Raw genomic sequence first — 9,718 nt, 5'->3', positions numbered from 1 at the left:
GTCTCTAGTACTCGTGGTGCTTGTCGCATCTCCTCTCCCCCCGCTAAGCCCCACCCCACCCCCCCCCCCCCCCCTCCCCCCCCCCCCCCCCCCCCCCCCCCCCCCCCCCCCCCGCGCTCCTTACGCGTTCTCCCGGTTGAACACGCGCGTCCCGATGGTGAGGCTGACCACGGCGAACACCGCGGTCACCGCCACGCCGGCGCCGACCGTGCCCGTCAGGTAGTGGCCGTGGAACAGGTCGCGCAGCGCCTCCAGCACATACCGGAACGGGCTGACGTGCGAGAGGGCGTCGAGCCAGCCCGGCGCCATCGACATCGGCAGGAACGAGCCGGACAGCAGGACGAGCGGGATCACCGCCGTGGACATCACCGGCGCGAACAGCTGCTCGTTCATCGTCAGGGCGACGGCGTACGACAGCGCGGCGAGGCTCAGCCCGAGCACGACGACCAGCACGAACCCGGCCACCAGCCCGAGCGCGGGTGCGCGCAGGCCGAAGGCGAAGCCGACCGCCAGGAGCAGCAGCGTCTGCAGGATCAGCGTGACCGCGTTGGTGAGCACACGACCGAGCAGCAGCGACAGCCGGCTGGCCGGGGTGACGCGCATCCGTTCCAGCACGCCGGAGCGTTTCTCGAAGACGATGCCGAACCCGGCCAGCCCCATGCTCATCAGGCCGAGCTGGATGATCAGGCCCGGCACGAGCGTCTCCCAGGTGCCGAACGTGGCGAAGATGGGCCCGAACAGCACGAGGAAGAGCAGCGGCTGGACCGCGCCGAAGACGACGCCGACCTTCTGCCGCAGCGTGGCGCCCACGCCGTGGCGGAACAGCACCCAGGTGTCGCGGAGCATCAGACGCCCTTCCCCGGCAGCGCGCTCTCTTCGCGCGGCGACCTGCCGGTGATGTCGAGGAACACGTCGTCGAGCGTGCGTCCGCCGGTCTTGAGCTCGGCCGGGGCGCCTTCGGCCACGATCCGGCCGTGGTCGATGATCAGCAGCCGGTCGCAGAGAGCGTCGGCCTCGTCGAGGTAGTGGGTCGTGAGGAACACCGTCATGCCCTTCTCCTCGCGCAGCGCGCGGATGTGGCCCCACAGGTTGGCCCGGCTCTGCGGGTCGAGGCCGGTCGTCGGCTCGTCGAGGAAGAGCAGCGCCGGGTCGTGCAGCAGCGCGAACGCGATGTCGAAGCGGCGGCGCTGGCCGCCGGAGAGCGCGCCGCCGAGCCGGGTCTCCAGGCCGGCGAGGTCCAGCCTGGCCAGGACCTCGCCGGCCTTGGCCGCGGACTCCCGGCGGCTCAGCCCGTAGAGCATGCCCTGGAGCTCGAGCTCTCCCTTGAGCGGCACGGTCGGCAGGATGCCGCCGCCCTGGGAGACGTAGCCGATGTGCCTGCGCACCTCCTTCGCATCGGCCCGCAGGTCGTGCCCGGCCACCGTGGCGGCGCCGGACGTGGGGCGCAGCAGGGTGGTCAGCATGCGCATGGTCGTGGTCTTGCCCGCGCCGTTCGGACCGAGGAAACCCACGATCTCACCGCGCTCCACCTCTATGCCGAGGTCTCTGACGGCCTCCACGCCGCCGTCGAAGGTCTTGCTCAGACCTACAGTCGTGATCATTTCATCGCCTCCAAAATTAAGGTAACCACAAAATTAGAGTGACTGCAATTTCGGTACGATGGTGACATGGGTGAGGGGCTGCGGGAGCGGAAGAAACGCGAGACCAGGGAGCGCATCGCCGACATCGCGATGGGCCTGTTCATCGCCAAGGGGTTCGACAACGTGACCGTGGCCGAGGTGGCGCGGGCCGCCGACGTGTCGGTCAACACGGTGTTCAACTACTTCAGCACCAAGGAGGACCTGTTCGCCGACCGGCAGGACCTGGCCGTGGACCACCCCGTGCGGGTGATCCGGGAGCGCGAGCCCGGAGAGAGCGTGGTGCGCGCCTTCCGGCGCGACGTGCTCGACGCCATCGGCACCCGGCACTGGCGCTACGGGTTCAACCTGGGCGCCGACGTGTTCGCCAGGATCGTGAACGCCAGCCCGGCGCTGGTCGCCCGGCTACGCGAGATGCACGAGCAGCGGGAGCAGGCGCTGACCCGGGCGCTCGCCGAGGAGCTCGACGCCGGCCCCGGCGACCTGCGACCCAGGCTCGTCGCGGCGCACATTCTCACCACGACGCGGCTGCTCACCGACTATTCGGTGAGCAGGAGGCTCGCCGGGCAGGAGTGGGAGAGCATCGAGCCCGACCTCAGAGCGCAGGCGGAGACGGCGTTCGACCTGCTGGAGCCGGGCCTCGGCGACTACGGCCGGCGGCGCTAGAGGCCGCTGGTCAGGAACGCCATCCCCAGCACGAAGAAGATGAAGCCGAACGTGAGCATCATCAGGACGCTGCTGATGATGCCGCAGATGCGCCCCGCCTGGATCGATCCGCGGTTCTCGTAGTAATGACCGCTCTCGTCGATCTCGCGCAGCGCTCTGTTGCCCATCACCCAGGCGAAGGGCCCGAGGAGGCTGCAGACCACCAGCCCCAGGATGCCCAGCACGAGGATGACGGTGCCGTTGGGGTGGCTCAGAGGGGGCGGACCGTAGAAGGAAGAGCCGTGATGCGGATAGGACATGTCGTCCGGCAACTCCCCTGCCTGGTCGTGTGGGTCACGCCACAGTCTCCTGCTTGATCATCTTGCGCCATCATGGTGGGGCAAACGATCATTGCCTTAGGAGCCTACCCCCGTGCGTGAACGCATGCGCGACTTCCTCGCCCACCGGCACTTCCAGCGGTTCATCATCGCGGTCATCCTGACCAACGCGGCCGTTCTGGGACTCGAGACCTTCCCTCAGGTGGTCGAGCGCCACGGCGACCTCCTCATTCTCGTCGACCATGTCGCGCTCTACATCTTCGTCGTCGAACTGCTGGCCAAGGTCTACGTCGAGCGTTCGGCGTTCGTCCGCGACCCGTGGAACATCTTCGACGCGGTGATCGTCGGCATCGCCCTCGTCCCGGCGACCGGCGGCCTGTCGGTGCTGCGCTCCCTGCGCATCCTGCGCGCGTTGCGGTTGTTGTCGGTCGTGCCGAGCCTGCGCCGCGTGGTCTCGGCGCTGCTGCGCGCGCTGCCGGGGATGAGCTCGATCGTGGTGCTGCTCTCCCTGGTGCTCTACGTGGCCGCCGTCATGGCCACCAAGCTGTACGGGCAGGCCGCCCCCACCAGGTTCGGCAGCCTGCCCACGTCGTTGTTCACCCTCTACCAGACGATGACGGGTGACGACTGGGGCAACATCGCCAAAGAGGTGATGGATCGCCACCCGTCGGCCTGGATCTTCTTCACGATCTTCATCCTGGTGTGCACGTTCGTCGTGCTGAACCTGTTCCTCGCCGTCGTGGTCAGCGCGATGGACGAGGAGAACTCCGAGGAGCGCGCCGCCAGGGAGAACACCGGCGATCACAGCCAGCGCATCCTCGACGAGCTCGCCGAGCTGCGCAAGGAGCTGGCCGAGCTGCGCGCGCAGCGGGCCCTGGACTGAGCTAGCGGGAGTAGAACTCCACGACGAGCTGCTCGTCCACGGGGATGTCGATCTGCTCGCGCTCCGGCTGGTGCGTCAGCGTGAAGCGGAGGTCGGCGTGGTCGACCGCGAGGTAGGGGGCGATGCGATCGTCGGCGTGAACGCCCTCGGCGGCGGCCACGAACGGCTGCATCCTGCGCGAGCGCTCCCTGACGGTGACCACCTGTCCCGGTCTGACCAGGTAGCTGGGGATGTCCACCTTGCGGCCGTCCACGGCGATGTGACCGTGGTTGACGTACTGCCTGGCCGCGTAGATGGACGGAGCCAGCCCGGCGCGCAGCACGAGGGAGGCCAGGCGGGTCTCCAGCAGCGTGACCAGCTCGGCGCCGGACGCGCCCGGCTTGCGCAGAGCGAGGTCCCAGTAGCGGCGCAACTGCCGCTCGGACACGTCGTAGTACCAGCGCAGCTTCTGCTTCTCCATCAGCCGCAGGCCGTAGTCGCCGGTGTTGCGGCGGTTGGTCTTGCGGCCGTGCTCGCCCGGCGGGTAGGGGCGCTGCTCGAAGTAGCGGACGGCTTTCCTGGTCAGCGGGACGCCCACGCGACGTGACAGTCGCACCTTCGGACCGGTGTAGCGCACGTTCACCTCGATGTGATTAGGTATTCCTTACTTAGGCTTGCCTAACCTAACACACGATTTCCGCCCTCAAGGAGGCGTCATGCTGCCGATCCCCGAGCGGGTCCGCACCCTCGCCGCGACCGCCGACGTCGCCAAGCTGTCCGTCGACGGCGCCCCGTCACCCGCGCGCGGAGGAGTCGACGAGCGCGGGCGTCCGGTGCTCCTGGTGCTGCCCGGGGAGACGCTGCACGGCCTGCGCGAGGACGCCGTCGTGGCGGTGAACCTGACGGCGATGCGGCAACTGGGCTCCGCCACCCACCCGCGCGGGCTGATCGAGGTGCAGGGCTGGGCGGAGGCCGTCCCCGAGGGCGAGGCGCGCTCGTCGGCGGTCGCGGTGGCCACGCACTGCCCGGACGAGAGCCTGTTCAAGGCGCTGGAGGGGTTCGGGCGGCCGGACGCGCCCCGGCTGCTGCGGCTGGACGTCGGCCAGGTCGTCTACCTGACCGGGCAGGAGTCGGGGATGCTCGACGCCGACGACTACCTGGGCGCGGCGCCCGACCCGCTCGCCGAGACGGCCGAGCGGGTGCTCGCCCATGTCAACGCCTCGCACCGGCCGCAGCTCACGGCCGGCGTGTCCAGGCAGCTGGGCGAGCAGGCGGGCGAGGTGTGGTTGTGGGAGCTGGACCGGTTCGGGGCGACCGTACGGGTGGACGAATCGCTCGTGCGTTTCCCGTGGCCGCGCCCGGCGCGTTCCGGCCTGTGCCTGGAGACGGCGCTGCGCGGGCTGCTGTGCACGTGCTGAGCTCGCTACCGGACATCCCTGGATTTTTAGTGATTTACCAGCACATTGCCCGATCGGCGCGCCACATCTCTAGCATGTGAGGGATGACTGGACCGCGCCGTGCACCTGGGCCCGCCGCGCCCGACGACGAGGGCGGGTGGCGCGGGCGGGCGCTGATGGTCACCGGCGTCCTGCTCGGCGTGGTCATGCTGATCGCGGCCGCCGTCCTGGTGGTGCGTACGCCGTACCCCAGCGACCTGGACCCGCTCGACTGGCCCGCCGTCTCCGACCGCGTCCCCGGCGACGTCCCGCCCTTCCCCCCGGTCACGGAGCGTCCCACCGCCACCCGCACGGCCACCCCGTCACCGGACGGCACGCCGGCCGCCTCCACCCAGCTCGCCTCCGCCGAGCCGGTCCGGTCCGCCTCCACCCGGCACACCCCGCCCGCCTCCACCCCGCACGCCCCTCCCGCCTCCACCCGGCATGCCATCCGGCCCGCCCAGCAAGCCGCCCGGCCCGCCCAGCCCGTCGTCGCCCGGTCCGACACGCGGACCACCCCACCCGGCTCGCGCACCTCCCGGCCTGGCTCGCGCGCCACCCCGCCCGGCTCGCGCACCTCCCGGCTTGACGTGCGCAGCACCGGGCTCGACGCCCGCACCGCACACCCTGGCGCGCGTACCTCCCGGCTTGTCTCCCGCGCCGCCCCGCCCGCCGCCGCCCCGCCCGCCCAGCCCGTCGTCGCGCGGTCCGTCGCCTCCCAGCTGACAGCCACGCGCTCCGCCTCGGCGCAGCGCGTCAGGGCGAGGTCCACCGCGCCGCGGTCCGGCTCGGCGGGATCCGCCGCCGGCCGGGCCGAAGCGGCGCGATCCACCCCGTCGCGGCGCGCCGTGGCCGGATCCGCCGCACCACGGGCCGGAAACGCCGACACCGCCGGGCTCCGGGCCGGCAGCGCGGACACCACCGGGCCCAGGCCCGGCAGCGCAAACACCGCCGGGCTCGGGGCCGGCAGGGCGGACACCGCCGGGCCTGGGGCCGGCTCGCGCTCCACCGCATCCTGGTCGCCGTCCGCGCCCGCGCCGAGCCCTTCCCCTTACGGCAGGCCGGCGGCACCGCACGCGCCGCCCCCCGTGACCGCCCCTCCTGGCCGGTCGTGAAGGCCGACGGGTTGCTCGCCGTGACGGCGCGCCCTGCCGGCCGTGCGCCGTGGCGACATGTCACCCGTATCGCGAGCAGTCCTCCGCCCGCACCTCCGGCATGAAGCGTTCCGCCCTGCTCGTGACGAGCCGGTTCAGCCGGGCCCGCGACGCCGCGCCTGCTCGGCCTGCTCCATCCCGTCGAGGAGGTAGCCGAGACCTTCGGCGAACGTGGTGTCCCACTCGGTGGAGGGATCGTGCGCGGGCCCGCCGGGGAAGTCGAGACCGTGCTCCGCGAGAGACGGATAGAGGTCGGCGCGCTCCTTCAGGAAGGCGCCCGTGCCGCCCTCGTCGCGTCGCTGCCAGGTGACCTGCATGATGACCGAGCCCATGACGTAGTTGGCCAGGCTGTAGGCGGCGATCTTGGGCGCGGGGAAGCCCGCCTCGGCCAGGGTCTCGTACAGGAACTCGGTGCGCTCCAGCGCGTTAGGGCCCAGGAGCGGCCGGTCGAGGATGGTGGCCGACCAGGGATGGCGTAGCAGCGCGCCCCGCCAGCCGCTCATCAGCTCGTGCGCCGCCGCCCGCCACCCGCCCTCGCGGCCGGGCAGCCGCACCTCGTGGAAGACGGCGTCGAGAGCCAGGTCGAGAACGTCGTCCTTGGTCTTGACGTGCCAGTAGAGGGTGGTCGAGCCGGTGTCGAGCCGCTCGGCCAGGCGGCGCATGGTCAGCCGGCCGACGCCTTCCTCGTCGAGCAGCGCCACCGCCTCGGCCACGATCCTGCCGGGTGTCAGCGTCTGCCTGGGCGCCTTCGGGGGGCGCGACCACACGGTGTCCACCCGGGAGATAATACGTTGTACGGGATACCGGATCGATGGTCTAGTTGTAGAACGTTGGTCGAGTGGAGGTCCGGGTGGGACACATCGAGGTGAGCGGGCTGGCCTATCTGCTGCCTGACGGGCGGCCGCTGCTGAACGACGTGTCGTTCAAGGTGGGCGACGGCGCCAAGGCGGCGCTGGTCGGGCCGAACGGCGCGGGCAAGACCACGCTCCTGCGGCTGATCGCGGGCGAGCTCGTCCCGGCCGGCGGCCGGATCTCCGGGAGCGGCGGCATCGGCGTGATGCGGCAGTTCCTCGGCTCGGGCACCGTGCACGACCTGCTGCTGAGCGTGGCGCCGCGAAGCGTTCGAGAGGCGGCCGCCGCGCTGGACGCGACCGAGTCGGCGATCGTGCTGCGCGACGACGAGCCACGCCAGCTCGCCTACGCCCAGGCCGTCGCCGACTACGCAGACGCGGGCGGTTACGACCTGGAGGTCGTGTGGGACGTGTGCACGACCGAGGCGCTGGGGCTGCCGTACTCACGGGTTCGGGACAGAGGGGTGGGCACGCTGTCCGGCGGGGAGCAGAAGCGGCTCATGCTGGCGGCGCTGCTGCGCGGGCCCGACGAGATCCTGCTGCTCGACGAGCCGGACAACTTCCTCGACGTCCGGGGCAAGCAGTGGCTGGAGCGGGCGATCAGGCAGTCGTCCAAGACCCTGCTGCTCGTCTCGCACGACCGGTGGCTGCTGGCGGAGACGGCCGACCGGATCATCACGGTGGAAGGGCGCGGGGCGTGGGTGCACGGCGGCGGGTTCGCCGGTTACGCCGAGGCCCGCAGGCGCCGCGCCGAGCGGCTCGAGGAGCGGCGCGGGCGCTGGGAGGACGAGCGGGCCCGGTTGCGCGGCCTGGTGCACACGTTGCGTCAGCGCTCGGCGAACAACGACGCGCTCGCGGGTGCGTACCGGTCGGCGGTGACGAGGCTGGAGCGGTTCGAGCGGGCCGGTCCGCCCGAGCGCGCGCCGAAGGAGCAGAACGTGCGCATGCGGCTGCGCGGCGGCCGCACCGGCAAGCGGGCGGTCATGTGCGAGCACCTGGAGCTGAGCGGGCTGCTGCGGCCGTTCTCCACGGAGATCTGGTACGGCGAGCGCGTCGGCGTCCTCGGCGCGAACGGCACCGGCAAGTCCCATTTCCTGCGGCTGCTGGCCGGCGAGCCGATCGCGCACACCGGCGTCGCCCGGCTGGGCGCCAGGATCACGCCGGGACATTTCGCGCAGACCCACGAACGGCCCGACCTGCGCGGGCGGGCCGCGGCCGACGTCGTGATGCGCGAGCACGCCATGACCCGCAACGAGGCGATGGCGGCGCTGGCGCGCTACGAGCTGGCACCGGCGGGCGGCCAGCCGTTCGAGACGCTGTCGGGCGGGCAGCAGGCCCGGCTGCAGATCCTGCTGCTCGAGTTGTCGGGGGCGACGCTGCTGCTGCTCGACGAGCCGACCGACAATCTCGACCTGGCCGGCGCGGAGGCGTTGCAGCGAGGGCTGTCAGGGTTCGCGGGCACGGTGCTGGTGGTCACGCACGACCGGTGGTTCGCCGCCGACCTCGACCGTCACCTGATCTTCCGCGCGGACGGGGGCGTGGAGGACAGCTCCCGGCCGCGCTGGGACCTCTAGCCGGAGGCCGCGCGCTCCGGGCGCAGGGCGGAGACCGTCATCGCCTCGTCGACGGCCTCGGGCGACAGCACGTGGTCGAGCACCATCACCGCGCACCCGCTGATGCCGGCGCCCGCCCCGAGCCGGCTCGGCTCGATGCGCAGCCTGCGGGTGGCGAGGGCGGTGGAGCGGCGGTAGACGACCTCGCGGATGCTCGACACGAGCGGCCCGAACGCCTCGGCGACGTCGCCGCCCAGCACCACCACCGACGGGTTGAGGATGTTGACCGCCCCGGCGAGCACCTCGCCGATCCTGCGCCCCGCCTCGCGCACGGTGGCCATCGTCTCGGCGTCGCCCGCCCGCACCAGCGCCGTCACGTCGGCGATCGTCGTGACGTCCTTGCCGCGCGCCCGGAGGTCGCGCAGCAGCGCGGTGCCGCTGGCGACGGAGTCGACGCAGCCGGTGTTGCCGCACCGGCACAACACGTCGCCACCGTCGAGCACGGGGATGTGCCCGATCTCGCCCGCGGCGCCCAGCGCGCCGCGCAGGATCCCGCCGCCGGCGACGACGCCCGCGCCGATCCGCGTCGAGATCTTCACGAACATCAGGTCGTCGAGCTCGGGGTAGGCGCCGCGGTGCTCGCCGATGGCCAGCACGTTGACGTCGTTGTCGACGAGCACCGGGACGGGGAACCGCTCGCGGATGATCGGCGGGATCACCACGCCGGTCCACGAGGCCATCACGCGGGCGCTCTCCGTGCGGCCCTGCGCGAACTCGACCGTCGCCGGCACTCCCATGCCGACGCCCGCGACCATCGAGCGGGGACGGCCGCCGAGCAGCTCGTCCCACGTGTCCATGAGCAGCGGCAACACCATGTCGGGGCCCTGCTCCACGTCCATCGCGAACTCGCGGCCGTCGAGCTGGCGCCCGGCCAGGTCGCAGACGGCGACGCTGGTGCGGCTCGCGCCGAGCGCCGCCACCAGCACCACCCCGCCCGAGGCGTTGAACTCCAGCCGGACCGGCGGCCGCCCGCCGGTGGACGGGGCGTCGGCGCGCTCCACGACCAGGCCGCGTTCCAGCAGCTCGCCGACGCGCAACTGCACCGCGGGACGCGACAGGCCGGTCACCCGGCCGAGATCTCCGCGTGTCACGGCCTCTCCGGAGCGGATGAGGCGGAGCACCTCACCACTTGTGGCGAGGCTCGCGGCAGTACGTCGAGGCATCGGCTAAGTGAACCACATG

11 protein-coding genes are annotated in these 9,718 nt (G+C 72.0%); 5 read left to right on the top strand and 6 right to left on the bottom strand.

The genetic code is table 11. The features are described from left to right. Nucleotides 1-120 precede the first annotated feature (120 nt). The gene (locus tag ACZ6SA_RS13295) at nucleotides 121-846 is read right to left on the bottom strand and encodes an ABC transporter permease (protein ID WP_347647321.1); all 726 of its coding nucleotides are present in this window, start codon (nucleotides 844-846) and stop codon (nucleotides 121-123) included. Further along, a complete protein-coding gene (locus ACZ6SA_RS13290; RefSeq protein WP_465828057.1) occupies nucleotides 846-1,601 on the bottom strand; it encodes an ABC transporter ATP-binding protein in 756 nt (251 codons plus the stop codon). Before ACZ6SA_RS13290 ends, ACZ6SA_RS13295 begins: the two co-directional genes overlap by 1 nt. Nucleotides 1,602-1,667: 66 nt before the next feature. Between ACZ6SA_RS13290 and ACZ6SA_RS13285 the strand changes: the two genes are divergently transcribed. After that, a complete protein-coding gene (locus ACZ6SA_RS13285) occupies nucleotides 1,668-2,303 on the top strand; it encodes a TetR/AcrR family transcriptional regulator (protein ID WP_443155066.1) in 636 nt (211 codons plus the stop codon). Here ACZ6SA_RS13285 and ACZ6SA_RS13280 read toward each other — a convergent pair. Beyond that, nucleotides 2,300-2,602, bottom strand: coding sequence for a DUF4190 domain-containing protein (locus tag ACZ6SA_RS13280; protein WP_347647318.1), 303 nt, complete (start codon nucleotides 2,600-2,602; stop codon nucleotides 2,300-2,302). The genes ACZ6SA_RS13285 and ACZ6SA_RS13280 overlap by 4 nt on opposite strands. A 112-nt stretch (nucleotides 2,603-2,714) precedes the next feature. On the opposite strand from ACZ6SA_RS13280, the gene ACZ6SA_RS13275 reads away from it, so the two are divergent. Further along, the gene (locus ACZ6SA_RS13275; RefSeq protein WP_465828054.1) at nucleotides 2,715-3,503 is read left to right on the top strand and encodes an ion transporter; all 789 of its coding nucleotides are present in this window, start codon (nucleotides 2,715-2,717) and stop codon (nucleotides 3,501-3,503) included. Nucleotide 3,504: 1 nt separating this feature from the next. Here the strand turns inward: ACZ6SA_RS13275 and rpsD are convergent, their stop codons facing one another. Next, on the bottom strand, nucleotides 3,505-4,119 hold the full coding sequence (gene rpsD, locus ACZ6SA_RS13270) for a 30S ribosomal protein S4 (protein WP_465828209.1): 615 nt from the start codon (nucleotides 4,117-4,119) through the stop codon (nucleotides 3,505-3,507). A 79-nt stretch (nucleotides 4,120-4,198) separates the two neighbouring features. Here rpsD and ACZ6SA_RS13265 point away from each other — a divergent pair, with 79 nt between their 5' ends. After that, the gene (locus ACZ6SA_RS13265; RefSeq protein ID WP_465828053.1) at nucleotides 4,199-4,900 is read left to right on the top strand and encodes a DUF2470 domain-containing protein; all 702 of its coding nucleotides are present in this window, start codon (nucleotides 4,199-4,201) and stop codon (nucleotides 4,898-4,900) included. 83 nt (nucleotides 4,901-4,983) lie between these two features. Continuing rightward, complete coding sequence (locus ACZ6SA_RS13260) at nucleotides 4,984-6,033, top strand: hypothetical protein (RefSeq protein ID WP_465828051.1); 1,050 nt, start codon at nucleotides 4,984-4,986, stop codon at nucleotides 6,031-6,033. Nucleotides 6,034-6,167: 134 nt separating this feature from the next. Here the strand turns inward: ACZ6SA_RS13260 and ACZ6SA_RS13255 are convergent, their stop codons facing one another. Continuing rightward, nucleotides 6,168-6,848: a TetR/AcrR family transcriptional regulator gene (locus ACZ6SA_RS13255; RefSeq protein WP_347647313.1), complete on the bottom strand. Its 681-nt coding sequence runs from the start codon at nucleotides 6,846-6,848 to the stop codon at nucleotides 6,168-6,170. A gap of 74 nt (nucleotides 6,849-6,922) precedes the next feature. Here ACZ6SA_RS13255 and ACZ6SA_RS13250 point away from each other — a divergent pair, with 74 nt between their 5' ends. Next, the gene (locus ACZ6SA_RS13250; protein ID WP_465828048.1) at nucleotides 6,923-8,497 is read left to right on the top strand and encodes an ATP-binding cassette domain-containing protein; all 1,575 of its coding nucleotides are present in this window, start codon (nucleotides 6,923-6,925) and stop codon (nucleotides 8,495-8,497) included. On the opposite strand, the gene ACZ6SA_RS13245 is transcribed toward ACZ6SA_RS13250, so the two are convergent. Further along, nucleotides 8,494-9,699, bottom strand: coding sequence for an ROK family transcriptional regulator (locus ACZ6SA_RS13245; RefSeq protein ID WP_347647311.1), 1,206 nt, complete (start codon nucleotides 9,697-9,699; stop codon nucleotides 8,494-8,496). The genes ACZ6SA_RS13250 and ACZ6SA_RS13245 overlap by 4 nt on opposite strands. Nucleotides 9,700-9,718 lie beyond the last annotated feature (19 nt).

Source organism: Nonomuraea sp. NPDC049378 (assembly GCF_055586745.1).
This window is presented reverse-complemented; position numbering and strand designations above follow the sequence as displayed.